This is a genomic window from Shewanella sp. SW1 (genome assembly GCF_025653545.1).
Lineage (GTDB): Bacteria > Pseudomonadota > Gammaproteobacteria > Enterobacterales > Shewanellaceae > Shewanella > Shewanella oncorhynchi.
On the sequence record NZ_JAKKSG010000005.1, the window covers coordinates 38605 to 63143 of the forward strand.

At 46.4% G+C, this 24539-nt stretch carries 23 protein-coding genes; 12 read left to right on the forward strand and 11 right to left on the reverse strand.

Annotation, left to right across the window (positions count from 1 at the left end):
- Nucleotides 1-4: 4 nt before the first annotated feature.
- The 3 genes from gluQRS to sfsA form a co-directional block, all read right to left on the reverse strand.
- Entirely contained in the window at nt 5-919 is a 915-nt protein-coding gene (gene gluQRS / locus L5M71_RS05885) for a tRNA glutamyl-Q(34) synthetase GluQRS (RefSeq protein WP_263207154.1), read from the reverse strand.
- A gap of 169 nt (nt 920-1088) precedes the next feature.
- Nucleotides 1089-1532, reverse strand: coding sequence for an RNA polymerase-binding protein DksA (dksA, locus tag L5M71_RS05890; RefSeq protein WP_006082967.1), 444 nt, complete (start codon nt 1530-1532; stop codon nt 1089-1091).
- A gap of 163 nt (nt 1533-1695) precedes the next feature.
- Nucleotides 1696-2400: a DNA/RNA nuclease SfsA gene (gene sfsA, locus L5M71_RS05895; protein ID WP_113939738.1), complete on the reverse strand. Its 705-nt coding sequence runs from the start codon at nt 2398-2400 to the stop codon at nt 1696-1698.
- A 201-nt stretch (nt 2401-2601) separates the two neighbouring features.
- Here sfsA and pepB point away from each other — a divergent pair, with 201 nt between their 5' ends.
- Together pepB and L5M71_RS05905 are read left to right on the forward strand one after the other, a co-directional pair.
- Complete coding sequence (pepB, locus tag L5M71_RS05900; RefSeq protein WP_131525361.1) at nt 2602-3894, forward strand: aminopeptidase PepB; 1293 nt, start codon at nt 2602-2604, stop codon at nt 3892-3894.
- A 205-nt stretch (nt 3895-4099) separates the two neighbouring features.
- Nucleotides 4100-4609 carry a GNAT family N-acetyltransferase gene (locus L5M71_RS05905; RefSeq protein ID WP_263207158.1) on the forward strand — a complete coding sequence of 170 codons (510 nt, stop codon included), beginning with the start codon at nt 4100-4102 and terminating at the stop codon, nt 4607-4609.
- Nucleotides 4610-5383: 774 nt separating this feature from the next.
- Here L5M71_RS05905 and L5M71_RS05910 read toward each other — a convergent pair.
- The 3 genes from L5M71_RS05910 to L5M71_RS05920 all read right to left on the reverse strand — a co-directional run bounded on the left by L5M71_RS05910 (nt 5384) and on the right by L5M71_RS05920 (nt 7634).
- On the reverse strand, nt 5384-6271 hold the full coding sequence (locus tag L5M71_RS05910; RefSeq protein WP_011847692.1) for a phosphoribulokinase: 888 nt from the start codon (nt 6269-6271) through the stop codon (nt 5384-5386).
- 90 nt (nt 6272-6361) lie between these two features.
- The gene (locus L5M71_RS05915; RefSeq protein WP_173246707.1) at nt 6362-6607 is read right to left on the reverse strand and encodes a YheU family protein; all 246 of its coding nucleotides are present in this window, start codon (nt 6605-6607) and stop codon (nt 6362-6364) included.
- Nucleotides 6591-7634 (reverse strand): hydrolase, encoded by a 1044-nt coding sequence (locus L5M71_RS05920; RefSeq protein WP_263207160.1) that lies wholly within the window; start codon nt 7632-7634, stop codon nt 6591-6593. Before L5M71_RS05920 ends, L5M71_RS05915 begins: the two co-directional genes overlap by 17 nt.
- 188 nt (nt 7635-7822) lie before the next feature.
- Between L5M71_RS05920 and L5M71_RS05925 the strand changes: the two genes are divergently transcribed.
- The 3 genes from L5M71_RS05925 (at nt 7823) to L5M71_RS05935 (ending at nt 10456) form a co-directional block, all read left to right on the forward strand.
- On the forward strand, nt 7823-8329 hold the full coding sequence (locus L5M71_RS05925) for a TAT leader-containing periplasmic protein (RefSeq protein WP_105251529.1): 507 nt from the start codon (nt 7823-7825) through the stop codon (nt 8327-8329).
- Nucleotides 8330-8398: 69 nt separating this feature from the next.
- Entirely contained in the window at nt 8399-9994 is a 1596-nt protein-coding gene (locus L5M71_RS05930; protein WP_263211069.1) for a GMC family oxidoreductase, read from the forward strand.
- Nucleotides 9995-10045: 51 nt separating this feature from the next.
- The gene (locus tag L5M71_RS05935; RefSeq protein WP_198572871.1) at nt 10046-10456 is read left to right on the forward strand and encodes a GFA family protein; all 411 of its coding nucleotides are present in this window, start codon (nt 10046-10048) and stop codon (nt 10454-10456) included.
- A 79-nt stretch (nt 10457-10535) separates the two neighbouring features.
- On the opposite strand, the gene L5M71_RS05940 is transcribed toward L5M71_RS05935, so the two are convergent.
- Complete coding sequence (locus tag L5M71_RS05940) at nt 10536-10997, reverse strand: TIGR02444 family protein (RefSeq protein ID WP_006082954.1); 462 nt, start codon at nt 10995-10997, stop codon at nt 10536-10538.
- 54 nt (nt 10998-11051) lie between these two features.
- Nucleotides 11052-12965 (reverse strand): ABC transporter ATP-binding protein, encoded by a 1914-nt coding sequence (locus L5M71_RS05945; protein ID WP_198572870.1) that lies wholly within the window; start codon nt 12963-12965, stop codon nt 11052-11054.
- A 253-nt stretch (nt 12966-13218) separates the two neighbouring features.
- On the opposite strand from L5M71_RS05945, the gene L5M71_RS05950 reads away from it, so the two are divergent.
- The 3 genes from L5M71_RS05950 (at nt 13219) to L5M71_RS05960 (ending at nt 15136) form a co-directional block, all read left to right on the forward strand.
- The gene (locus tag L5M71_RS05950) at nt 13219-13422 is read left to right on the forward strand and encodes a YheV family putative zinc ribbon protein (protein ID WP_012088350.1); all 204 of its coding nucleotides are present in this window, start codon (nt 13219-13221) and stop codon (nt 13420-13422) included.
- A gap of 392 nt (nt 13423-13814) precedes the next feature.
- Complete coding sequence (locus L5M71_RS05955) at nt 13815-14084, forward strand: hypothetical protein (protein WP_242326070.1); 270 nt, start codon at nt 13815-13817, stop codon at nt 14082-14084.
- Nucleotides 14085-14425: 341 nt separating this feature from the next.
- A complete protein-coding gene (locus L5M71_RS05960) occupies nt 14426-15136 on the forward strand; it encodes a hypothetical protein (protein WP_263207164.1) in 711 nt (236 codons plus the stop codon).
- A 304-nt stretch (nt 15137-15440) separates the two neighbouring features.
- Here L5M71_RS05960 and L5M71_RS05965 read toward each other — a convergent pair whose 3' ends face one another.
- The gene (locus L5M71_RS05965; RefSeq protein ID WP_263207166.1) at nt 15441-15926 is read right to left on the reverse strand and encodes a hypothetical protein; all 486 of its coding nucleotides are present in this window, start codon (nt 15924-15926) and stop codon (nt 15441-15443) included.
- Nucleotides 15927-16270: 344 nt separating this feature from the next.
- On the opposite strand from L5M71_RS05965, the gene L5M71_RS05970 reads away from it, so the two are divergent.
- The 3 genes from L5M71_RS05970 (at nt 16271) to L5M71_RS05980 (ending at nt 20237) form a co-directional block, all read left to right on the forward strand.
- Entirely contained in the window at nt 16271-17158 is an 888-nt protein-coding gene (locus L5M71_RS05970; RefSeq protein ID WP_263207168.1) for a pirin family protein, read from the forward strand.
- A gap of 340 nt (nt 17159-17498) precedes the next feature.
- Entirely contained in the window at nt 17499-18875 is a 1377-nt protein-coding gene (dbpA, locus tag L5M71_RS05975) for an ATP-dependent RNA helicase DbpA (protein ID WP_011847678.1), read from the forward strand.
- A 288-nt stretch (nt 18876-19163) separates the two neighbouring features.
- Entirely contained in the window at nt 19164-20237 is a 1074-nt protein-coding gene (locus tag L5M71_RS05980) for a hypothetical protein (RefSeq protein ID WP_263207170.1), read from the forward strand.
- A gap of 181 nt (nt 20238-20418) precedes the next feature.
- Here L5M71_RS05980 and L5M71_RS05985 read toward each other — a convergent pair whose 3' ends face one another.
- Complete coding sequence (locus L5M71_RS05985; RefSeq protein ID WP_263207172.1) at nt 20419-21963, reverse strand: DEAD/DEAH box helicase; 1545 nt, start codon at nt 21961-21963, stop codon at nt 20419-20421.
- Between the two features lie 652 nt (nt 21964-22615).
- Between L5M71_RS05985 and L5M71_RS05990 the strand changes: the two genes are divergently transcribed.
- Nucleotides 22616-23662: a DUF3626 domain-containing protein gene (locus L5M71_RS05990; protein ID WP_263207174.1), complete on the forward strand. Its 1047-nt coding sequence runs from the start codon at nt 22616-22618 to the stop codon at nt 23660-23662.
- 135 nt (nt 23663-23797) lie between these two features.
- Here the strand turns inward: L5M71_RS05990 and L5M71_RS05995 are convergent, their stop codons facing one another.
- Nucleotides 23798-24316: a type II secretion system protein gene (locus tag L5M71_RS05995; protein ID WP_131524301.1), complete on the reverse strand. Its 519-nt coding sequence runs from the start codon at nt 24314-24316 to the stop codon at nt 23798-23800.
- Nucleotides 24317-24539 lie beyond the last annotated feature (223 nt).

Here is a 24539-nt window from a genome sequence, read left to right on the forward strand (position 1 = left end):
TATATCAGGGCTCGATCAGTATCTCAGATTGTTGCGGTATAGTGGATAATTGAAACTGATCCACGGCTTGAGCGAGCATTTGTGCCACAGAGCCGCGGGTTTCGACGGGTGTTTGGCCTAAAAATGCCAGTGCCGCATTAAGGCTCGACTGTGGATTAAGCGTATCAATTGCCTGTGCATGATTCTGTTTTGAGAGCTTAAAGCCTTTACTTATGCAGGCGAGCGGCAAGTGCAGCCATTGCGGTGCGGCTAAACCAAAGCTTTGATACAAACTCAGTTGGCGACAACTGGCCTCGATTAAGTCGCAGCCTCGAACCACTTCGGTGACCCCTTGATAAGCATCGTCGAGTACCACGGCTAGTTGATAGGCGTACAGACCATCACTGCGTTTGATGATGAAATCCTCTGCGGCAAAATGGCTATCAACGCAAATATGGCCCATTAGATTGTCATCAAATTCTTGCACTTGCGCCGTGTTGACGATTCGCACCGCACCCAACCTAACAAGATTTGCAGACTGGGTTTGTGGCAATCGGTGGCAGCGGCCATCGTAGACGCCGCCCATGGCTTGAATTTGCTTGCGACTACATTGGCAGAAATAGGCTTTATCTTGGGCGAGCAGCGAGTCAATTTGTGCTTGATAAGCCGCTGTGCGCTGGCTTTGATACAGAGGCACATCATCCCACTCAAACCCATAGGCTTCTAAGGTGCGTAAGATATCATCGGCGGCGCCTTTGACTTCCCGTGGTGGGTCTATATCTTCGATGCGAATTAGCCATTTACCCTGTTGTGAGCGGGCGCGCAGATAACTGCCAAGGGCGGCGATAAGCGAGCCAAAGTGCAAGGCACCCGAAGGCGAAGGCGCAAAGCGGCCGACATAGGGCTGGCTGGATAAATCGGAATGTAATGGCTTTGACATAACAACTAGATGGCGTTTTAAAGTCGCGACGGTAAAAGTGGATGTATTTTAGAGGGATGCCAAGAGAAAAGCGAATCGGGGTAAATTGGAGTGAGCTTGGCTTAAGCTCGTCGAGTTTACGCGTTGCTAGAAACAAATAGGCGGGGAAATCCCCGCCCAGTATGCTTGATTAACCAGCCATTTGTTTCTCTTTGATCTCTGCAAGCGTTTTACAGTCGATGCATTGATCGGCTGTTGGACGCGCTTCGAGACGGCGGATGCCGATTTCGATACCGCAAGAATCACAGAAGCCGAAATCGTCCTCTTCAATTTTTTGCAGTGTTTTTTCGATTTTTTTAATCAGCTTACGTTCTCTATCGCGAGCACGAAGTTCGAGGCTGAACTCTTCTTCTTGTGCTGCACGGTCAACAGGATCGGGAAAGTTTGCGGCTTCGTCCTGCATGTGGCTAAGAGTACGGTCGACCTCTTCACGCAACTGATTGCGCCAAGCTTCAAGAATTGTCTTGAAGTGACCCAGTTGCTTAGCGTTCATATACTCCTCACCCGGCTTTTCCTGGTAAGGATTTACACCTGCGATAGCGAGTACGCCAAGTTTTTTGGTGCCTTCAGGCATAACGCATCTCCTGTAATCATTTGCGTTTGTAGGGCGTCCTTAAGAACGGCCGCTATCTATAGCAGAATCTTCACATCGAGGCAAACTTTTCATTCTGCTTTGATTGAATTTTTTGACTATGTTCGCTAATTCAAATGAAATCAAATTTAACTCAGCCTTAACATCATACTCGTACATCGCAGGCTTGGGCTAGGTGAATCTCAGTAGGGGAGATTTTACAGCGATAGGCTAGCACTTCAATGCCGGCTAACACAGCCATTTTCAGTAACTTAGCATATTCAGGGTCGATATGTGCTGCGGGGGCAACACTGAATATTTCACTGTGCTGCACCACAAATAGCAATACGGCTCTGTGGCCTTGACTCACCATGTGCATCAATTCACGTAAATGTTTTTGACCGCGTAAGCTCACAGCATCAGGAAAATAACCTTGGCCATCTTCGAGCAAAGTACAACTTTTGACTTCTATATAACAGGCGGGTTTTTGAGCACCCTGTAGTAGGATATCGATGCGACTATTTTCATCACCGTATTTGACTTCACGGCTGAGGCTATCATAACCCGTGAGTTCCTTGATGATACCTTTATTGATGGCTTCTTCGGCTAAGGTGTTCGCCTGACCCGAGTGGATACCGATTAAGCCTGCATCTGGCGTGGTCATCAGTTCCCACGTATGGGCATATTTACGTTTAGGGTTATCAGAGGTAGAAAACCATACGGTTTCACCGGGATACAGGCAATTACGCATAGAGCCGGTATTGGGGCAATGTAGGGTGATCTCACTGCCGTCGCTTAACTGCACATCGGCCAGAAAACGTTTATAGCGGCGCAGTAAAATGCCCTGTTGTAGTGGCGGAGTAAATTCCATCGGTAGACCTATCTCGGCTGTTCTAGGTCGCAAAGCCTAGCAAATTTCGCAAATGTTTACAGATTTTACCTGAGTAACTTCAGCCAATCGCTTTGCGTCATCGTCTGCTAGCAGTAAACTGCCGCCATAAAGTTTGTTCTGATTGCTGATTGATTGTTCTGATTGATTATTCTAAAACGAATCGAAAAATAAGGATCCCTAATGAGTGAACTAAAAGTAACTGAATTGATGAAAGTGCAATTAACCAAAGAAGCACCCGCCGCGCACTGGGGCAAGGCTGATGTGACTTATACTGCCGACGGTGCACAAATTCATTTAGCGGGTGGCGATGAGCTACGTCAAATTCAAATGGCGGCCCGTAAACTGCGCAATCAAGGTATTAGCTGCGTGGAATTAGCTGGGCAGTTTTGGGATCTCAATAGCCAATGGGTGTTTGCCCAAGGTTTCGCGACGGCAAAACCAGGCTATCAAATCCATTGGTGTGGTGATGAGTCTGTGCAAGCAGAATTGCAACGTCGACTAGATGTGGCAACCTTTGCCCGTCAACTGATCAACGATACGCCTGAAAACCTGTCGCCAGTGAAGCTTGCCCAACAAGCAGCAAAATGGTTGGCTGACGTTGGTGGCGACAAGGTAAGTTATCGGATTATCGAAGGTGAAGCGCTGCTCGAAGAACAGTGGATTGGTATCCATGCCGTCGGTCGCGGCAGTGAGCGTCCACCAGCAATGTTAGAGTTAGACTTCAACCCATTAGCCGCCGATGCACCCGTGTCTGTGGCGCTTGTGGGTAAAGGGATTACTTTTGATTCTGGCGGTTACAGCATTAAAGCCTCTGAAGGCATGTTAGGCATGAAATGCGACATGGGCGGGGCGGCGACTGTGACTGCAGCGCTCGGTTTAGCGATCAAATCTGGCCTCAACAAACGCGTTAAACTCTTCTTATGTTGTGCTGAAAACTTGATCAGCGGCCGCGCCTATAAGTTAGGTGATATTCTGACCTACAAAAATGGTGTAACAGTTGAAGTGGTGAACACAGATGCGGAAGGGCGCTTAGTGTTGGCCGATGGCCTACAAGCCGCTTCTGCTACAGGCGCACCTTTTATTATCGATGCAGCGACCCTTACAGGCGCCGCTGTGATGGCGGTGGGTTCTAACTACAACGCGATTTTCTCGCCACAGGCGGATGTGTTGCAACTGGCCCAGCAAAAAGCCACTAGCGTTGCCGAGCGCGTATGGCCGCTGCCGCTGGATCCTTGGCACAAAGAAATGTGTCCATCTGCCTATGCTGACACAGCCAACAGCCGCGCAATGAAAGGCGGTGGTGCAGGTGGTGCTTCTAATGCCGCTGGTTTCTTATGGCGTTTCGTGTCACCTGAAGCTAAATGGTTACACGTTGATTTAGCGGGCGCTTTTGAAGATTCAGCTTCTGCCATGTGGGGCGCGGGTGCAACGACCCATGGCGTATTGACTATTAGTGAATTGATTAAAGGCTAAGCCTAGCTAGTGAATTGGTTAAAGGCTAAGTCTAGCGCTAAGACTAAATCAGATATGTTAGCTAAGATCCATTAAGGTTCCGTAGCTTTGATTAAACCGCCTACGGGCGGTTTTTTATTGGTTGAAAGATGAGAACACTCGTTTACTTGGCGTTTCAGTGGCTTCATGGCATGTTATGGCTGAGCATTTTTAATCGGGAAACATGATGATAACTATACGAAAAGCAACGAAAGCGGATGCTCAGGCCTGCTGGGATATCCGCAATGCGGCGATCAATAAGGGCTGCGCTGGATTTTATGATGCGGGCGATCTGGTGATTTGGACCGAGGGCGAACTGACCGAGCAATTTAGCCGTATCGTCGATGTACATTTTTATGTGGCAGAGTTGTCCTCTGACGAGTCGCAGCTTAAGACTGTGGTCGGCACTGCCATGTTGGATGAACCCTATGCCCAGTTAGAAGCCTTGTTTGTTTCCCCCAATGCTATGGGGTTAGGTGTCGGCAAGGTATTGCTACAATTTATTGAAACTATGGCTTTTAATCAGGGGATAGCCCAACTCAGATTGGAGTCAACTTTAAATGCGGTGGATTTCTATCGTCACTGTGGTTTTGGTGGTGAAGGTTTAGAGGAGGAATCTATCTACTGTTCGCCCAGAGGCATAGCCTTAGAGTGCATGGTGATGTATAAAAATCTAGGACGGTCTTTGGTCTGCTAGGGCGCAGTAAAAAACGCTGCTGCTAGAACGCCGCGTTGCGGCTACGGATAGCGGCATGCAGCAAACTGCTACAGAACGTCACTTTGTGACTCACGATTTACGGAACAGGCTTTACCCTTTCGGTAAGTGCAGCGTTCTATGAGTGAGTTTACGAACGTTCTGTTTTCCTAGAATCTAGAGCCTAGAACCTATTTTCTGAGAGGTTGCTGACATACTCAAGGGAATCAAGAGATCAAGTATGAATGCGGAATTAACTTATATAAAGTCACATTAAAAAGGTTGCTGACACACTCAAGGAAATCGACAGATCAAGTATGGATGTGGAATTAACTCTGAAGATTTAGAGTTTAAGATAAGATTGCTGACATATTCGAGGGAATCAACAGATCAAGCATAGATGTGGAATTCATTCTTCATAAAAGGTTGCTGACATACTCAAGGGAATCAAGAGATCAAGCATGGATGCGGGATTAACTCTGAAGACTTAGAGTTTAAGATAGGGTTGCTGACATACTCAAGGGAATCAAGAGATCAAGCATGGATGCGGAATTAACTTATATAGTTTCGTTAAAAAGGTTGCTGACATACTCAAGGAAATCAACAGATCAAGATGGGGGAATTAACTCCCAAGAGTATGCCAACTATCGTTCTTTCGCCTGAAATCCCGATGCCGACAAGATTAGCGCTAGTGGCTTAAATAAAACTTAATCCATTGCAAAAAAAGACTTTATTTCCTTAGCCTTTAGTCAAAATTGCCCACAAATCCTCAAGGTTTCAGTTCGCTTCTGGGGTATTAAGTTGCTGACGTTTTTCCATCAAATCTTTAATCAAAGGCGTGAGGATCAGCTCCATCGCCAGCGACATTTTGCCGCCTGGGACGACGAGTGTGTTGACCCGTGACATAAATGAACCTTGGATCATATTGAGGTAATAGGGAAAGTCGACATTATTGATACCGCGGAAGCGGATCACCACAAAGCTCTCATCTAAGCTCGGAATATCTTTGGCACTAAATGGGTTAGAGGTATCGACCGTCGGTACTCGTTGAAAGTTAATGTGAGTGCGGGAGAACTGCGGCGTCATGTGCTTAATATAGTCGTCCATACTGCGCACAATTGACCCCATGACTTTTTCACGGCTGTGTCCACGCTCCGAAGTATCGCGGATAATTTTTTGGATCCACTCTAAGTTGACTATGGGGACCATGCCGATCAGCAAGTCCACATGCTGGGCGACATTGGCATCACCAGTAACTACGCCGCCATGTAAGCCTTCGTAGTAGAGCATATCGGTATTTTCAGGTAGTGGTCGCCATTGGGTAAAAGTGCCGGGCATCTGGTTAAAAGGCACTGCCTCATCGAAGGTGTGTAAATAGCTGCGGGTTTCACCTTGGCCTGTGGTGCTGTAATCGCGAAAGCATTGCTCTAAACGAGCAAAGTTATTAGCCTCTGGGCCAAAATAGCTAAGATTGCGATTTTCAGCTTGGGATTTGCGGATCATGACTTCCATTTCGGCGCGGGTAAAATGATGAAAACTGTCGCCTTCGACAAAGGCGGCGTTGATCCCGAGTTGGCGAAAAATATGGCTAAAGGCGGTCGTGGTGGTGGTGGTTCCCGCGCCTGATGAGCCTGTAACTGCAATAATGGGATGTTTTGCTGACATTTTTTCTACCTAGCTAGGAACCAAAAGAGCCGCTTATGGGGAAGCGATAAAAACGCGAGTACTATTTATACGGTACAGAGGTAGGACTGGTCAATCTTGCTGCTGTGCTATTTGTTCCGCTGAACGTATGGCGAAGGATTCATCGTCTTCACTGTACTCTAATTTCAGCTTACCTTGCTTAAGTGCTTGTTGACATTGGACTATCGCCTGAGCAAGCTCCTGTTCATCGAGACTGGCAAAGCTGCCATCCTCCACTTGACCGAAGAGATATTCGCGGATCACATTGGCGAGCGTTTCCTTGGGGAGTTGTAACAGGGTTTCATAGGGAATGAGCATCGGTGTTTCCTTGGGTGATATTGTCGCCGTTGATTGGGTCTGCGCTAAGTGAGTCAACACTTTGATCGCCTAATAAAAAATGTAAAATCCGTCTCTCAAGGTAGAAGCGCGGTTTCCAAGGTGTACCGCCTTCAATAAAGCCGACATGGCCGCCATAGGGATGCAGTTCGTATTCCACATAGCCCGACAATTGACTTGATTGGGGGATCACTTCATCGGTCATAAAGGGATCGTCCTTGGCATGGATGATAAGCGTCGGTTTAGTAATGCGGCTGACAAAGGGTAAGCCACTAGCACGCGTATAGTAATCGTCGACGCCGTCAAAGCCGTGCAATGGCGCTGTGACTTTATCGTCAAAATCATAGAAGGTATTTAAACGGTCGACCTGCAACTGGCTTAGCGGCATAGAGATGGCTAAGTCGGGATCATTCAGTTTATGGCTTATCTTCTGTTGCAACTGTTTGATTAAATAACTTTGATACACCTTTGAAAAGCCATTTTCCAAGCGTTTAGCACAGGCTGACAATTGCAGCGGCGCAGAGACAACCACTGCGCGGGCTAATAAACTATCATCCTGATATTCGCCTTGATACTTAGTCAGCACATTGCCGCCTAAACTGTAACCTACGGCTAATAAGGGCGATTGCGGATACGCGCTTTTCAGAGTCGATAGACTAAACTGTAAATCGTCCGTATCGCCACTGTGATAACTGCGGGCGAGGCGATTGGCCTCACCCGAACAACTTCTGTGATGATGCACGACGGCAGCGAGTTGCTGTTCTTTACAGGCTTGCAGTATCCGCCGCGCATAATGGGACTGCGCACTTCCTTCTAAGCCGTGGATGATCACCACGATCGGTTTGCCAGACAGTGGAAAATCCTGCCAATCTAAATCGATAAAATCGCCATCGGGTAACTCTAAGCGCTGCCGCTGTAATGCTGGTTTGGCCACTTTAGTGAATACGGGTAAAATCGTTTGTATATGGGGACTCTTGGCCCACCAAGGTGGCATAAAGGAATTTGGCATAGATGTTTATCTTGGTATCGGCTATTGCTGAAAATTAAAACGTGTGTTTAATTTATACCCAAACCAACTCAAAATGCTGAAATTCGTATTTTGAGGTCGCTTGGGTATAAACTCGCGGCCATTGTAGCACAATTGTTTTTTATGCTGATATTTAGGCCGACATTTAGGTTGATAATTAGGAGATAGAGATGAAGCGACGAACCTTTATAATGGGCGCGTTTGCCGGTACGGCGGCGTTAGCCTTAGGGGTTAATCTCTATTCTCCTGAGTTTAGTTTGCCCGAGGATAGCGAAGGCAAAGATTATCGTTTGTTGTTTAGCGTGCTTTTGCCTGTGATGCTCGACGGCGCCTTGCCTGATGTGGCCATTCATAAGTTAGCGGCGCAAAACCGCACTTTAGATGCCATCAAACAGTCGATTGCTGTGTTACCCGATGAGCAGCAGACCGAATTGTTTGAGCTGCTCGATATGCTCGAAAATCGTCTTGGTTTACTGGTACTCACCTCGAGCATGACGCCGCTATTGATGCGCTCTCCCGCCGAGTTAACTGATATGTTAGAAACCTGGCGGCACAGTTATTTTGCTTTGTTACAAACGGCTTATCTCGGATTGCGGGAATTAGTGATGGCAAGTTACTACGCTTGTCCTGAGCACTGGAGCCGCCTGCATTATGCCAAGCCTGAACTGTTCAAATAGCGAGTCCATTTTTAACCTAATCAAACGCCGAATAATAAGCATCTTACCCGCGACAGTGGAGCACTCAAGTTGGCAATCATAGATCCTATAGTGAATGGTTTAAGCTCTGGTTGGTTGCACACTGATGCGAGCCAATTGCAAGAAAACCAGCAGTTTGAAGCTGATGTGATTATTGTCGGTACAGGTGCTGGCGGCGGTGTGGCGGCTGAAATCCTCACCCAAGCAGGGCTAAGCGTGATCATGATTGAGGCGGGGCCGCTAAAATCCTCCAGCGATTTTAATATGGAAGAGCGGGTCGCTTATCCCAACTTGTATCAACAAGCCGCGGCGATGAAAACCGCCGATAAGGCGATTGGCATTTTTCAAGGCCGCGCAGTCGGTGGCTCAACCACAGTTAACTGGACCACTTCTATTCGCACGCCGACCGAGGCGTTAGCTTTTTGGGCGCAACATAAGTCGGTTGCTGGGCTTAATCGCGAGAGTTTAGATCCTTGGTTTGAGCAAATGGAACAACGGCTCAACATTCATGAATGGAATTATGAGCCTAATCGCAATAATGCCGCCCTGAAGCAAGGTTGTATCAATCTTGGCTGGGAATACACAGTAATTAAACGCAATGTGGCGGGTTGCTGGAATACCGGCTATTGCGGAATGGGTTGTCCGGTCAATGCGAAGCAATCTATGTTAGTCACTACGATTCCCGCGGCACTTGAGAAAGGCGCGCAGCTGATCAGTCGCGCTAAAGTGACTAAGATTGAGCACCATAATGGTCAAGTGTTTGCGTTAAAGGCGCAGGCGCTGGATGTGAATTTACGACCCACTGACGTTGAGCTGTTATTTAAGGCTAAACATTATATTTTGAGTGCGGGTGCTATCCATACACCGACGATTTTGATGCGTTCGCAAGTGCCCGATCCTCACCAACTTTTGGGTAAACGCACCTTTTTACATCCTACTTTGTTATCCGGCGGCGTATTTGCCGATTCGATCAATGGCCATAGCGGTGCGCCGCAATCTATCTATTCCGATGAATTTGTGTGGAACAATGGCGCCGATGGTGAGCTGGGTTATAAACTCGAAGTGCCGCCGGTGCATCCGATTTTAATTGCCTCTAAAACCTTAGGATATGGTACAAGTCATGCTGAGTTAATGTCACAATTCAATCAGTTGCAAGTGACTATCGCTTTGATCCGCGATGGCTATCATCCCGACAGTCAAGGCGGTGAAGTACACTTAAGGGATAAGGGTTTTGCTTTAGATTATCCGCTGACCGATGCCTTTTGGCGGGCCGCGAGACGCGCTTTTGCCAGCATGGCGGAGTTACAATTCTCGGCGGGCGCCTTAAAAGTGTTGCCGATCAGCGATGGCATGCCTTACTTATCCTCGTGGAAAGACGCCAAAGAGAGCATTGCGCAGATGTCACTCGCGCCACTGCGCACTATCGTCGCATCGGCGCACGTGATGGGCGGTTGTCCCTTCGGCGAAGATGAAAAGCTTTCTATGGTCAACAGTTATGGTCAGTCGCACTATTTAGAGAATTTATCTGTAATGGATGGGTCTATCTTCCCGACCAGCCTTGGCGCTAACCCGCAGCTGTCGATTTATGGCATCACGGCACGTAATGCCACCGCACTTGCGCAAAAGCTCACTGACGGTAAAGCCTGATGTTATCTTATCAAAATGCAGCTTAGCTTGATAAAGCTTGATGGGGTGTGAATGTCTGAAAACATATTACGGGAAGGTGGTTGCTTATGCGGCGCGATTCGTTATCTGATTGAAGGTGAACCCTTTGATGCGGATTATTGCCACTGCCGTTCATGCCAAAAAAGCACGGGATCTGCATTTGGGGCTTGGATGGATTTTAAACTCAGCCAAGTGATTTGGCTTAAAGGTCAGGTGACTGAGTTTGCATCGTCCGAGTTTATTCGCCGTGGATTTTGTGACCAATGCGGTACATCGTTAACTTACCGACATACTCAATATCCTGATTATTCGACCTTGAGCATAGCGAGTCTGGACGATGCTAATCAAGTTCAGCCTAAGTACCATATTTATACTGAGAGTCAGCTGAACTGGTTGGTGATCGAGGATGACTGTGAACGCTATCCGCAAGGCCGCAGCTGTTAGCGGCTCAGATGATCATAGCGTTAATTTGATTGAGTTTGAGCTAACATGGTTGAGCTTGTTTTAACTTGATTAACTTAGATCAGGGCGCAATGAGGCCGATTTCGTTGGCGTCAATGTCACTGAGTCCAAACAGGCTTAAGTAGCTCACTAGATTTGTCGCTTGGCCGTTTGGGCTGAGTTCATTGAGTTTATTCAAGATGGTTCGCTGCGCTTTACGTTCCATCATCAGCTCAACAGCGAGCATCTGCTGATACTCTTGCTCATTCAGGCTGGATTTAGCGAGTTTACGTAATTTGCGATAGGGCGTGAGAAACCTTTCATCCCATTCACCTACAGCATTCATCAGTGCTTGCCATTGGTCCGTGCTGTATTGCTGCGGCCCAGACACATCCATAGTGATATCTAAATATTGTGCCAGTAGCAGTAGATTGACGTTCACCTGACAGCTATTTTGCAATTCGAGACAGAGCGCTTTGTTTTGCGCATAGCTCATATCACACCATTGCCAGAGTTGACTGTCGAACTGGGTTAAAACCGCCATACTATTTCCTTGTATTGCCGCTGCTACTGACTTTTATGTAAAAGAACGCTGGAGTTATTGTTGCTCCATGACCTCTTGCTCCATTGCATCTATCTCTTCTTGCAACTCGAGCCATTGCATTTCACTGTCTTCTAAGGTTTGCGTCAAGCTCGTTCGCTCGGTTAATACCGAGGTTAGCTTGGCTTTGTTATCTTGATCATACAATTCGCTATCTGCCAGCAAGTGCTCTAGCTCGGCGAGGCGTTCGCTCAGCTTTTGTTGCTCGGTTTCTAACTTAGTTTGTTTGCGCTTGAGCGGCGATACCTTTTGGCGGATCTCGGCCTCGAGGCGTTTTTGCTGTTTTTTATCGGCGGCAGGTTTGATCTCGTCGCTGGTGCTGTTTTGATTCGAGTTGGCTTTCGCCGCATCGAGCAACCATTGGTGATAATCGTCTAAGTCGCCGTCGAAGGCGCGTACTTCACCTTGATCGACCAGATAATAATCACTACAGGTTAAACGCAGTAAATGCCTATCATGCGAGACGACAACCATAGCACCTTCAAAGGTTTGCAGTGCCATTGTCAGGGCGTGGCGCATCTCTAAGTCTAAATGGTTGGTGGGTTCATCGAGGAGCAATAGGTTAGGGCGTTGCCAAACTAATAGCGCCAACACTAAACGGGCTTTCTCGCCGCCAGAAAAGGGGCGTACAGGTGAGAGCGCCATATCGCCATTAAAGCCAAAACCGCCTAAGAAGTTACGCAACTCTTGCTCTCTGGCATTGGGTGCCAGACGTACTAAATGCTGCATCGGCGTGTCGTCGAGGCGTAAAAATTCGATTTGATGCTGGGCAAAGTAGCCAATATTAACGCCGGGATTAGGTTCATACAAACCTGTCATTGGCGATAATTGACCCGATAACAACTTGATTAATGTCGATTTACCCGCGCCGTTACGGCCGAGTAAACCAATGCGCGCCCCCGGTACTAAGTTTAAATGCACCTTGCTCAGGATGGGTTTGTCGCCATAGCCTATTGCGACTTGCTCCATCTTAATCAGCGGATTGGGCAGGGCTTCAGGGGCACGAAACTCCATATAAAAGGGGCTATCGGCTTGAGACGGCAACAACTCAGTCATGCGCTCTAGTGCCTTTAAGCGGCTCTGCGCTTGTTTGGCTTTACTTGCCTTGTAACGGAAACGGTCAACGAAGGACTGCATGTGTGCACGTTCTTTTTGTTGGCGTTCAAAGGCAACCTGTTGTTGCGACATACGTTCGGCACGAATGCGCTCAAAGGCACTGTAATTGCCTTTGTAGAAATTGAGTTTTTGATTTTCAACGTGGACGATTTCATCAACGATTTCATCGATAAAGTCCCTATCATGGCTGATTAAAATCAGCGTGCCTTGATAGGACTTAATCCAACCTTCGAGCCAGTACATGGTATCTAAATCCAAGTGGTTGGTCGGTTCGTCGAGGAGTAATAAGTCAGAGCGGCACAGTAGCGCTTGGGCTAAGTTGAGGCGCATACGCCAACCACCCGAAAAGCTTTTCACTGGATTGCTTTGCTCAGCTTCACTAAAGCCCAGACCCGCTAACAATGAACCCGCGCGCGAATGAATCGCATAACCACCGATAGCGTCGATTTTGCCGTGTAAGAGTGCGATGGCATTGCCGTCGTTATCTTCTTGGGCCTTGTGTAATAGGGCTTCTAATTGACGATATTCGCTATCGCCATCGATCACATATTCCAGTGCCGAGACGTCGAGCGCAGGGGTTTCTTGGGCCACAGTGGCAATTTGCCAGCCAGAAGGCAGACTAAATTCACCTTTATCTAGGCTTAAGTGACCTAAAATTAATGCGAGCAGTGAAGATTTGCCTGTGCCGTTAGCACCGACTAAACCGACCTTATGGCCGGGATAAATCGTGAGAGAGGTCTCATCTAGCAGGGTTTTGCTGCCACGGATTAATTGCGCTTGGTTGATGCTGATCATTAACTACAACTTGGTTAGAACGTAAATTCGTCAGGGCACAGATAATAGCGTACAACCCCGTATCAAACCACAGCCTGATCCGATAACTCGGACAATTATTCGACTTTTCAGGATGATCTTTAGCGAATCGCATCACATCGGCTTAAGGCCTCATACTTTCAGGTAACACTGGCATTCAATCATCAGTGTGGCAAAATAGCGGCAATTTCTTCGGCCGAGTCCCTTGGCCCTGCTATCTGGTCCTTTATCTATTATGACAAACACTAAAATCAAAAAGCGTTTCGTAGCCGGTGCTAAGTGCCCAAAATGCAGCGCCAAAGACAGCATTTTACTCTACAAAGAAAACGGCATCGAAACCGTTGAATGCACAGAGTGTGATTACCGTGAACAGCAAACCGATGAAAAGGTGACAGAAAAAGCCACCGGCGCAGTGATCGGCGTGTTTAAACCAGACTAGGTTTGGTTTTGCTCCTCACTATTAAAAGCTGAACTTCAAAAGTCCCTCCAATTCGCTGTACAGGATTGTCATTGTTTACCCTGTGACACGCCGTGAATATGTCCATATAGCCTCGACGGCGGCATCCATGCCGCCAACGGTCACAGTTACAACAATGCCAATCTTAACGACCATTGAACAGTCCATTTGGCTAAAAAGCTATTGCGCCAAAGTGATTTATCGACTTCGTGAATGTATAAACTGGTGGTGTAAGATTGCCTGCATCTTAGTCATTAGACTGCAATCGGCTATTGCAAAAAATCGATGTTCGGTATTTACTGCGAGCGGATATGAATCAATAGCTTATAAATAAGACTATTTTTGAGTTAGTTAAAGTAAATAAGGAAATGACTATGTTTATGTTTCTTGGATGGCTAATTTTGGCAATTTTAGTGGGTGTATATGCGAACACCAAAGGTCGATCTGGAGTGGGATTTTTCCTTCTTGCGGTCATTCTCTCTCCACTTATAGGGTTTATCATTGCATTAGTTATTTCACCAGTAAAAGGAGTGATTGAAGCCAATGCCATTCAATCCGGTGATATGAAAAAATGTCCAGATTGCGCTGAATTAGTCAAAGCAGAAGCGAAGATTTGCAAACATTGTCGTGCAGAGCTTGCGTGATTTTTAAGGTTATCTAAGAAAATTGACGCATAAAAAAGCTAGCACTTGCTAGCTTTTTTGTTCTTAGGGAAAAATTTGAATAACCAATTACCACTGCAGTCGCCGCGTTATTTGGCGTGCCTTACTTTTTTGAAAGCGACCATGCCACTGACTGTCACGTTCATGTCCATACTTAATTCCGTTAACACTTAGATTTTCATTTTTCCTGTTTTTTGTTTTCGTAATCAAATATAAAAATAGGTGTTTTGGTAACTGTCTTTTAATAGTAAGTGACTTGAACATAAGTTGAAGGCATATTATGCGATTATTCTATATTTGGAACCTCTTGCTTGGAGTGCATAATGATAAGGAACGAAATATGTGCATATTGTGGGGTGCGCTTAACTGAACTACATAATGCGACTTCAAAATCTTCAATTGAGCATATGATCCCAAATACCGCTTTGTCTAGAGAGAACAGGCGAAACAGGGGGGATGGTGATTTCATGGCGTGTACGAAATGTAATCAGAGAAAAAGTAAGATGGATTACATATTCGGGCTTATTGCTAAGTTGCAAACAAAGAATGTTTGCATCGCTGAAGCTGCTATTAGTGATATTCTCCAAAAACCGAATGAACAAGGGAGAGTCTCAAGAATGCTAAATACAGCTAAATTTAATGGGTCTGAGTTCAATATGACTATGCCATGTTCTGCATCGGATCTTGACGAGTATTTTACATTTTTGGGAAAAGGCCAGTATTTTAAAGAGTTCAGAAGACCTCTAAATACAACTCTATACATGGTTATTTTTGAATTAGTCAACAAAGAGATGTTGATGAAATTTTGCGAATTTTATAAACAATACCATGAATCAGACCCATTAGATGACTTTGCTAAAAATCCTAACGTAGAAGTTTTGGGTGATGGAGAGTGCCTTATTGTGCCTTCAGGAAAGAGATGTTTAATGTTTTTTCAGGGAAGTGTTGGAGTTAAATTAGATATAGTTCGAAAATCAAACCGTAATATCAAAAATAAGCGTAATTATTTAAAAGGTTTCGCCACTTTTCAGTAAAATTTAAATAGACACTCAACCTTAATAGCATGGTAGCTAACCTCCTACTAAGCTTTAGTTAAGCATTAGACAAGGGGGAATGCTGCGCCCTTGCAGAATTAAGATAAGTATTGAACCCCTCTTTTTAATCAGTCCCTATTGCTATTGCCACGCTGTTCGGCGTGCCTTATTTTTTGAAGAAGTGAGTGGCGATGCTGCCTATTCGGGGGATTATGACCATTATTGTTTTAACTTTGGCGGCTGGATTCACTTTATGGGTGAACAGATTTACTGACTGGTTTAGTGATTTTATAAAGAGCGCGGTTCACTGTTGTGACTGATCGGTAGAGTTAACACTAGAGCCTATATCGACCACAAAACCATCTTCAACTAAGGGGGCAGACGCAAATCCAGCCCTAGGCTCGGAAAAATAATACTGTTTATAGTGCCTACCTTCCCGATAGTACTCATAAAAACTATATTGCTGTGGGCCTGCGATAGACAACATTTGCGCCTCTGTCATACACATAGCTAGGTTACGAAATCTAATTTCATCCCTGTCAACTTTAACCCCTGCGCATGGGTGTTTTTTCGTTTCGATAGTATTGCTTACAGGCGCAGATTCACTTACTGGACTGTCTCGCTTTTCTGGAACAACAAACCCAATCGACGAACCGTTAGTTAGCATTAGGGGCTGGCTCGATTCATCACAGGGATCTGATTGATATTTTCCATCCGCACATTTATAGACCTCGGCATAGGACGACAAAGGTAGGATGATTGCCAGCAGTATTAAAGATTTTCTATCCATAGATCACCTCAATGATTATGAGTTGTAGATTACCCGTTCAAGTATCCAAAACCAATCACAAATAAGGATTAAAGAATAGTCAGGATTAGATTTTTATTCACTGTATCTATGTGTATGGATATCCACAAACACTAAGGTCTTAGCCCCATTTAGCATCTAATCCTTACCTCCTTATAAGGCATCTACCCTTCTATTTTTTCGAATGTTTAGGTCGTGATTTCGCGTTATTCTTTTGTAAACTTCCTTGTTATTCTGCCTCCATCAGCAAAGCGTTTGCGTCTTGTGTTAGCCGTATGATCTTGGCGTTTCACGTATCGCTTTGCTCAACCGATAGGAGAGCAGCAATGAAAGTATTAAGTCAGTTTTCCGCCAAAGCCGCGATGGATGGCGATGGGGTCAATATTCGCCGTGTCGCCGATTTTGTGACGACTAAATTTGATCCTTTCTTGATGATCGACGAAATAAAATCCGATGATGAACAAGATTTTATTGGCGGCTTCCCCGCACATCCCCATCGCGGGATGGAGACCTTCACTTACATTCGTAAGGGCGGTTTTGAGCACCGTGACCAAATGGGTAATGTGAAGTCGATTCGTGCCGGCGATGTGCAGTGGATGAGTACCGGGTTCGGGGTAGTGCACTCTGAAATGCCGCTGGCCGATGCTGTTGATGGTCTGCATGGATTTCAAATTTGGGTCAATATGCCCGCCAAAGACAAGCTGCGTCCAGCGAAGTATCAAGATACTGCGGGTAGCGCGAGCGTTGAAGTGGCCAATGACACGGGTGCTAGCTTAAAAGCCTTAGCGGGTGATTGGGGCTTTAAAGATCAACCGCTTATTAGTGCAGCTATTCAAGGGTTAGCGGGTGAGGCTGCTATTGCTGATTTAAGTCTATCGCCAAATGCTGAGGCCACGCTCGATTTGTCTCAACATGAGTTTGTCGCCTTGTACTTGTACCAAGGTGACTTATATAAAAGCGATTCGAGTAAAGGCGAAGATTCGCAGTGGTCATCTGCTTCAAATCAACATCATCAGGGCGAGTTTTTAGTGCTCGATAGCCAAAGTGTGCTTAAGCTTAAAGCCGATGAGCGCGGCGCTGGGATGTTACTGTTTGCGGGTAAACCTATCCGTGAAAAAATCGTCCAAATGGGTCCCTTTGTGATGAACACCCAAGCGGAGATTCAGCAGGCGATTCGCGATTATCAAGACGGGCGTTTCGGCCAGATCGCGTAATTTGTTAAATCTGCCGCGCTGAGCTAATTCTAAATCCAAGCCTAAATTTAAGTTTAAGCCCTGTATTCCTACAGGGCTTTTTTTGTTGCTGTTCACGCAAGCTATGTCTATTGCTTAAGGACTTGAGGCAAAAGCCGCGCTTTGTTGCTACAATAGCCGTGCTTTTGGGTTGAGCGAGCCTAGCGCTTAAATCTAAACTCAAGCTAGCCCAAAGCTAACCTGAATCTTGATAGACCAGTTAAATCGATAAGTAACGCAATTTCAGTAACCTAGCAGCCGCTTCGTTACCCACCACAGGATATTCACCTTGAGCAACTCTGATACTAAGCCTAATCCATCAATGGCTTTTTCGACTCTTAAGCTAAAACCCGAACTGCTTGAGAACCTTTCTTCTATGGGCTACAACGAGATGACGCCAATTCAGGCGCAAAGTTTGCCACCCATTTTAGCGGGGCAGGATGTGATAGGTCAGGGTAAAACTGGCTCGGGTAAAACGGCCGCCTTCGGCTTAGGATTACTGAACAAGTTAGACGTTAAACGCTTTCGCATTCAAACCTTAGTGTTATGCCCAACCCGCGAGTTGGCCGACCAAGTGGCGCAGGAAATCCGCACCCTTGCCCGTGGTATTCATAACGTTAAAGTACTGACACTTTGCGGCGGTGTGCCTATGGGGCCACAGGTTGGCTCGCTGGAGCACGGTGCACACATTATTGTGGGTACGCCGGGTCGTATCGTCGATCACTTAGATCGCAATCGCTTAGACTTAAGCAATCTCAACATGTTAGTGCTCGATGAAGCCGATCGCATGTTAGAAATGGGCTTCCAACCCGCTCTCGATGCGATTATCGAACAAGCCCCGCGTGAGCGTCAGACGCTGCTATTCAGCGCGACGTTCCCTGAGCAAATTCAATCGATTGCTAAGCAAATCATGTATGACCCAAGCATGGTTAAAGTTGAGGGTAATCACGACAGCTTGAGCATCGCCCAACATTTTTATCACTTAGACGATGACAAGGCGCGTATGCAAGCGCTGCAATTATTGTTGTTAGAACATAAGCCTGAAAGCGCTGTGGTGTTTTGTAACACAAAACGCGAAACCCAAAAAGTGGCCGATGAGCTTGAAGGTTTAGGCTTTAGCGTATTGGCTTTGCACGGCGATTTAGAGCAAAGAGATAGGGACGAAACCCTGCTGCAATTTGCTAATAAGAGTGCCTGTGTATTAGTGGCGACCGACGTTGCCGCCCGTGGTTTAGATATCGATGCGCTGGATGCCGTGTTCAACTATCACGTCGCCTATGACACCGAAGTGCATATTCACCGTATCGGTCGTACTGGCCGCGCGGGCAGTAAAGGCGCCGCTTATACCTTCTATAACGACCAAGACGGTTATAAAATTGCCTTGTTAGAAGAGTATTTAGAGCGCGAAATCACCAGCGAATCACTGCCATCTGAAAGCCTGCTCGGCAACACGCCTGCAGCGCCAACCATGATCACTCTGCAGATCGATGGTGGTAAGAAGGAAAAACTGCGTCCAGGGGATATCTTAGGCGCGCTGACGGGCGAAAACGGTATCGAAGGCTCACAGGTGGGTAAAATCCAAGTGACAGATTACCGCGCCTATGTGGCCGTTAATCGTAAGGTTGCCAAGAAAGCACTGAACAAAATTACTGGCGGCCGCATCAAAGGAAAATCTTACCGCGCTTGGCCAATGAAGTAAGTTTGGCCTAGCTTGAGTTGAATCGTACCTCGATTTAATTCGCTCTATTTTTAAAGGGAATAAACTCAGGTTTATTCCCTTTTTTGTTGGTTTTTATCACCGCCGTTACTGTGCCTTTTGTCCACGTCACCGCTAATCTTATTGGGCGATTAAGTAACACTTTGTATTTGTCTGCTTAATTGATATGTCCCTCAGCTTGCCTGTGTTAGAAGTGATTCTGAGTAAAAAATAAATGAGCAGATAAACGGCTTTGTCAGGTGATAAGGCGTGCATCGGTTTGGAGTATTTATGTTTCGATGGACTATTTTACTAAGCATCTTTTTGAGCGCAGCGAGCGCTGCATCAATTCTGCCAGAGCCGCAACCGGAGTCTAAGTCAGAGCCGCAACCGTTACAGCACTTCATCTACATTAACCATCGTGAGGCTAACGGAGAAAACATTCGTGCCGACAAGGCGCTGCACGATCCCCGCTTTGGTGGCGCCCAGATTGTTTATACTTGGCGCAGTTTAGAGCCTAAGCAGGGCGAATATGATTTAAGCACGATTAGGGCCGATATTGCGTATCTCGATTCGATAGGCAAAAAATTGTGGATCCAGCTGCAAGAGAAATCCTTTACGCCCAGAGTCAATGTACCGCGTTATTTGCTCGATGATCCTATTTATCAAGGCGGCGTGTTGAAGCAAAGCATGTTGAGTGCACCAGAGCGTGATCCCAATAAACCGGTGACGGATGATGAGTATGGCTGGTCAGCCAAAATGTGGGAGCCCTCAGTGCGTGCACGTTATCAACAATTGGTGCGTCAGCTTGGCCAAGAGTTTGATGGGAAAATTGCGGGCATTAACTTTAGTGAAAGCTCAATTGATGTGGGGACTGAAAACGCCGATGGAACGACCACCTTCCCCAGTGATTTTAATCCTAAAGCCTATATCGATGCGATTGGCGAGAATATTCAGGTATTAGCTGAGTCATTTCAGCATTCAACCGCTATGGTGTATTTGAACTTTTTGCCAGACGAATGGCTGCCATGGAATGACAAAGGCTATATGCGAGGCTTATTTGCGCAAGCCAAATCGCTCAACATGGGTGTGGGTGGCCCAGATCTGATGCCTTACCGTAAAAGTCATATGGCACAAAGTTATGCCTTTATTAAAGAGTACCCAGCGACACTGGTGAAAGGTATGGCGGTGCAAGACGGTAATTTGCGGCAGATTAATCCTAAAACGGGTAAAAAGAATACTGTGCCTGAGCTGTTGGATTTTGCGCAAAACTACCTAGGCTTAGACTACATTTTTTGGGTTGAAGATGAACCCTATTTTACGGATGAAGTCCTGCAGCAGTTGCCAGATACAAAGGCGAATTAGCTTAGGTTGTTTAAGGCCGTGATTGTTCAAGCCGATTATTGTTCAAAGCGTAGATAACGAGCTAAGCATCGATAAAGACAAACTAAGACAAACAAAAACGTCCAATTCCATGCGGAGTTGGGCGTTTCTGTTTAGGGCTTAATACGGCTAAATCGCTAAGCAAGTTCGCTTAGCTTTTGCATTAATCCTGTGAATGTCTTGGACGACTCGCACCGTTATTTGGGCGACGGGTGTTTTTCTTTGGGCCATTGGCGTAAGGATTCTCACCCGCTTGGCTACGATTCTCGCTAGCGCCTGAACGGCTTTCAGTTGGACGACTAGCGCCTGCGCTATTGGCTCGGCCATCGTTTGAACGTGGGGGACGAGGTTTGGCATCACTGCGGGGGGCACTACTGGCTTCACCGCTGTGTCTTGGATTCTTGTCGTTTGGCTTGTGACCGCGCGCGACGTCACCGCTGCGTTGACCATCTTTATGCTCGGCGCTTCTTGGGGCACCATCGCGTGAGCTCGGTTGGTTTGAGCTGCGAGTATTTCTACGGCTTGGTACTGATTTACCGCTACTTTTTCCGCCGCCACCTAAACGTGATTCTGGCAATTCATGGTTAAAGCCTTCAACCATTTCACGGTCTAATACGCGATTGATTAAACGCTCGATATCGTTTAGCAGTTTGATTTCTTCGTTACTTACCAGTGACACGGCTTGACCCGATGCGCCAGCGCGGCCAGTACGGCCGATACGATGCACATAATCTTCTGGCACGTTCGGTAAGTCGAAGTTAACCACTTGTGGCAATTGGTCAATGTCCAAACCACGGGCAGCGATATCGGTTGCAACCAGTACGCGAGCTTGACCATTTTTAAAGTCGGCCAAGGCTTTAGTACGGGCGGTTTGGCTCTTGTTACCGTGGATAGCGGCGGCTTTGATACCTGCCTCTTCAAGGCTTTTCGCCAGACGGTTAGCGCCATGTTTAGTGCGCGAGAATACCAACACTTGTTGCCAATCGTTTTGCTTGATGAGTTGGATCAAGAGTGCCGATTTTTGGCTCTTATCAACTGGGCAAACCCATTGTTTTACTGTGGTCGCTGCCGCGTTACGTGGCGTGACCGAAATTTCGACTGGATCATTGACTAGGCCTTTGGCCAGCTCACGAATTTCATCGGAGAAGGTGGCCGAAAACATCAGGTTTTGACGTTGCTTAGGTAAAATGGCTAGGATCTTACGGATGTCGCGGATAAAGCCCATGTCGAGCATGCGGTCGGCTTCATCTAACACTAAGATCTCAAGCTGGCTGAATTTCACCGCTTTTTGATTATATAGATCCATCAATCGACCAGGCGTCGCGACTAATACATCGACACCGTGGCGCAATTTAGCAATTTGTGGATTGATAGGCACGCCACCAAATATCACCGCTGAGCGCAGTGGTAAATTCTTACCATAGGTTTCAACACTTTCTGCAACCTGAGCTGCCAATTCGCGTGTCGGAGTTAACACTAATGCGCGCACTTGGCCTGCTTGGGCACGGTTACCTTTACTCAGGAGTTCGAGCATAGGTAGGGTGAAACCTGCTGTTTTACCTGTTCCTGTTTGGGCGGCCGCCATCACATCTTTGCCTTGAAGCACAGCGGGAATTGCTTGAGCTTGGATTGGCGAAGGTGTGTCGTAGCCTTGTTCGGCAACGGCTTTAAGTATCGGGGCCGATAAGCCCAGGGAGGTAAAACTCATAGATTGGTCTCTTGTGGCAACACTGTGCTGCATTTATGGTCAATAGCCAGGTCTGCTGGCGGGCGTGCAGCTTACAGGATCAGGGCTTTAAGTGCCATCTAATAAAGGTTTTTGGGCTGGGTTTCATTCATATTGGCACATAAATCGCTTGTCGGCGGCTTTCACTCGGCCTCGCTTATCTTTTAGGCGCAAGTTTAGATGGCAGAGTTTGAGGTTATGGAAGTTAATTGATTTCAAGGTACAAGATGACTATTAGGCCTATTTTATAATATCAATTGAAGTCATAGGCATTTTTTATCTAGAGTTAGAATGAGTTAGCGGTAGATCACGCTACAATAATGAGAGTGGTATAAACTAAAGTCGATTGGAGTAGAATTAATTAATGACGCAATTGGTTTCGCTATCTGTTCAGTTCGTGATTGATGTTATTCGCTGAATTTTTAACAATGAACCGAGCGAAAGAATTATTGAGTGTTTTCACGGTCACGTTTAACTGAGTCATTCATGTTTAACCGAGTCATTCATGTTTAACTTAGTCATTTAGATGGAGTGGCTTAAGAGCCGTTCTCTGCATGCTTGCGATTTATCTCACGTTTATTTTAGGATGAGGCATTGTAGGAACGGTTAAACGCCTCTCATTTATAGGTGGATTATGACAGCGATACAGCATATTGAACGCCTTGCACGAGGACGCAGTGAACAAGCCGTCGCTGTGATTAAAAATGTGCAGCAGATGTCAAATATCCCCATGCATGAGATGCAACTCGCGCTTAAACAATTGCTCAACTGTGGCCGAATTGCGCTGCATTTTCATCCCGATAGAATCGATAGCCGTGGTATGACTGTGGCCGAAGGTTTACTGCGCGATGGTCAATACCGCAGCCAGTTTGAGACCCATATTTCTAATGGTCAGTTGTCACCTGAGTTAGGTGGCCCACGGGATCATTGGGAAAATCAGCTTTTTGGGGATGCATACAAGGGCACTAAATCTCGGCCTAAATACGGTGCACTCGATCTGGGGATGTGGCAGGACGGTCCCGCCCCACGTTTTGGAAGCTGTTATTTTTTGACTCATACGAGTGCGATGGCGCGTTCAACCTTTAGTTATCTTGACTCGTATCGTAATCCGAAAGAGAAGGGCACGCTGTCATGTTTCGATGATATTTTAGCGGCGCTGCTGACTGAGAGTTTTGAGCGTCACTATGCCTTAGGCAAATCCGACTTTAAGCCGCTGAATGTGATCCATTATTTGGGGCATCAGCTCAATGCTTCCTTGCTGTCACGTTTCGAGCGGCCGCTATCGAATAATCTTGACCATTATATAGAGGCGCAGATCCATGGCGATGTTTCCCTCGATGAAGATATCGCCATGCTGGTGGCGGACCCCAGTTTTAAGGGGACTGATATTGGCGCAAGCTTAAGTAAAATTTGCGATAAATATGATATTGAGCTGCAATATCATGGTGGCTTTAGCCTGCATACGGCACAGATCCCCAGTGATTTCCGTGGGCCAACTATGCCATCGCTGGCTAATCGGATTGCCATAGAAGACAGAGTCGATGCCTATGCCATAGGCGTGGCGGCGCGGGATTTATACCATTCTCCCCAGCATTGGCGTGACCGCGGTAATCGTGCGCAAGTCGCCCATGAACTTAAGTTGCTCTGGCATGTGCTAGTGAAATACGGTGGAGTGCAATAAGTGCTAACTCTGTAAAAATGCTTAATTGTAAACGTAAGCATTAACAACAAAGTGAGTTTAGTGTGTAAATAAAACAGCGAGATAACCTCAGGTTAACTCACTGTTTTTATATAGATATTTTATCGTTAAGGTCGCCTAGCAACCAGTGTCGACTTTTTTATAAGTGGGAACGCCCGTTGTCTCCCATTTATAGTCGATATAGCAATTTGTCGCTTCGACTTGCGCTTCTGTGGGCGTGGCAAGGTTCAGTTTTTGTTTTGGTGTGGCGATAACTTCATAGGTGCCGTTGGTGGTGTAAATTCGATAGGACCACTCATTCACATTTAGCCCTGCCGCTTTAAAAATTTCTGGCGGAGTCGTGTAAGCCGTACTTGGCGTTATACCGATGGTGCTGGCAGCCCAAGGCTGATAGTTTTCGCCACGGATTTCGTCGTAAACGACTCTATTCGTGGTGCCGCTGTTAGCAATTTCCGACTTTGATTTGAATAGGGTGACGGCGGATTTCATCGAAGCCAGTGCACCTGAGAGCTGACTCTTATAGGCATCTGATTGTAAATTAATGAATTTAGGTGCAGCTACTACGGCTAATACGCCAAGAATAATAATAACCACAACGAGTTCAATCAGGGTGAAACCAGCATTTTTATTTGGCATAAATAGAGGACATTTAATACAAAGAGCTTCATGCTACCTAAGTTTTTAAAATCAGGCTAGTACTAGGTAAAGTTCCGTTAACTCCTAGATTTATTTATCTTTAGCTCGTTTTTGTGAGTCCGCTAGCAAAAGTCTGTGATAGGGTTTCATCTGTTTTAGATGCCTGCGATACTGCGCCCCTATCGGAACTTTTTAGCCGTTGCAAGCCCCGTAAACTGAGTCG

Coding starts and splice junctions, on each gene's coding strand:
- gluQRS (WP_263207154.1), bottom strand. CDS start 919: ATGTCAAAGCCATTACATTCCGATTTATCCAGCCAGCCCTATGTCGGC.
- dksA (WP_006082967.1), bottom strand. CDS start 1,532: ATGCCTGAAGGCACCAAAAAACTTGGCGTACTCGCTATCGCAGGTGTA.
- sfsA (WP_113939738.1), bottom strand. CDS start 2,400: ATGGAATTTACTCCGCCACTACAACAGGGCATTTTACTGCGCCGCTAT.
- pepB (WP_131525361.1), top strand. CDS start 2,602: ATGAGTGAACTAAAAGTAACTGAATTGATGAAAGTGCAATTAACCAAA.
- L5M71_RS05905 (WP_263207158.1), top strand. CDS start 4,100: ATGATAACTATACGAAAAGCAACGAAAGCGGATGCTCAGGCCTGCTGG.
- L5M71_RS05910 (WP_011847692.1), bottom strand. CDS start 6,271: ATGTCAGCAAAACATCCCATTATTGCAGTTACAGGCTCATCAGGCGCG.
- L5M71_RS05915 (WP_173246707.1), bottom strand. CDS start 6,607: ATGCTCATTCCCTATGAAACCCTGTTACAACTCCCCAAGGAAACGCTC.
- L5M71_RS05920 (WP_263207160.1), bottom strand. CDS start 7,634: ATGCCAAATTCCTTTATGCCACCTTGGTGGGCCAAGAGTCCCCATATA.
- L5M71_RS05925 (WP_105251529.1), top strand. CDS start 7,823: ATGAAGCGACGAACCTTTATAATGGGCGCGTTTGCCGGTACGGCGGCG.
- L5M71_RS05935 (WP_198572871.1), top strand. CDS start 10,046: ATGTCTGAAAACATATTACGGGAAGGTGGTTGCTTATGCGGCGCGATT.
- L5M71_RS05940 (WP_006082954.1), bottom strand. CDS start 10,997: ATGGCGGTTTTAACCCAGTTCGACAGTCAACTCTGGCAATGGTGTGAT.
- L5M71_RS05945 (WP_198572870.1), bottom strand. CDS start 12,965: ATGATCAGCATCAACCAAGCGCAATTAATCCGTGGCAGCAAAACCCTG.
- L5M71_RS05950 (WP_012088350.1), top strand. CDS start 13,219: ATGACAAACACTAAAATCAAAAAGCGTTTCGTAGCCGGTGCTAAGTGC.
- L5M71_RS05955 (WP_242326070.1), top strand. CDS start 13,815: ATGTTTATGTTTCTTGGATGGCTAATTTTGGCAATTTTAGTGGGTGTA.
- L5M71_RS05960 (WP_263207164.1), top strand. CDS start 14,426: ATGATAAGGAACGAAATATGTGCATATTGTGGGGTGCGCTTAACTGAA.
- L5M71_RS05965 (WP_263207166.1), bottom strand. CDS start 15,926: ATGGATAGAAAATCTTTAATACTGCTGGCAATCATCCTACCTTTGTCG.
- L5M71_RS05970 (WP_263207168.1), top strand. CDS start 16,271: ATGAAAGTATTAAGTCAGTTTTCCGCCAAAGCCGCGATGGATGGCGAT.
- dbpA (WP_011847678.1), top strand. CDS start 17,499: ATGGCTTTTTCGACTCTTAAGCTAAAACCCGAACTGCTTGAGAACCTT.
- L5M71_RS05980 (WP_263207170.1), top strand. CDS start 19,164: ATGTTTCGATGGACTATTTTACTAAGCATCTTTTTGAGCGCAGCGAGC.
- L5M71_RS05985 (WP_263207172.1), bottom strand. CDS start 21,963: ATGAGTTTTACCTCCCTGGGCTTATCGGCCCCGATACTTAAAGCCGTT.
- L5M71_RS05990 (WP_263207174.1), top strand. CDS start 22,616: ATGACAGCGATACAGCATATTGAACGCCTTGCACGAGGACGCAGTGAA.
- L5M71_RS05995 (WP_131524301.1), bottom strand. CDS start 24,316: ATGCCAAATAAAAATGCTGGTTTCACCCTGATTGAACTCGTTGTGGTT.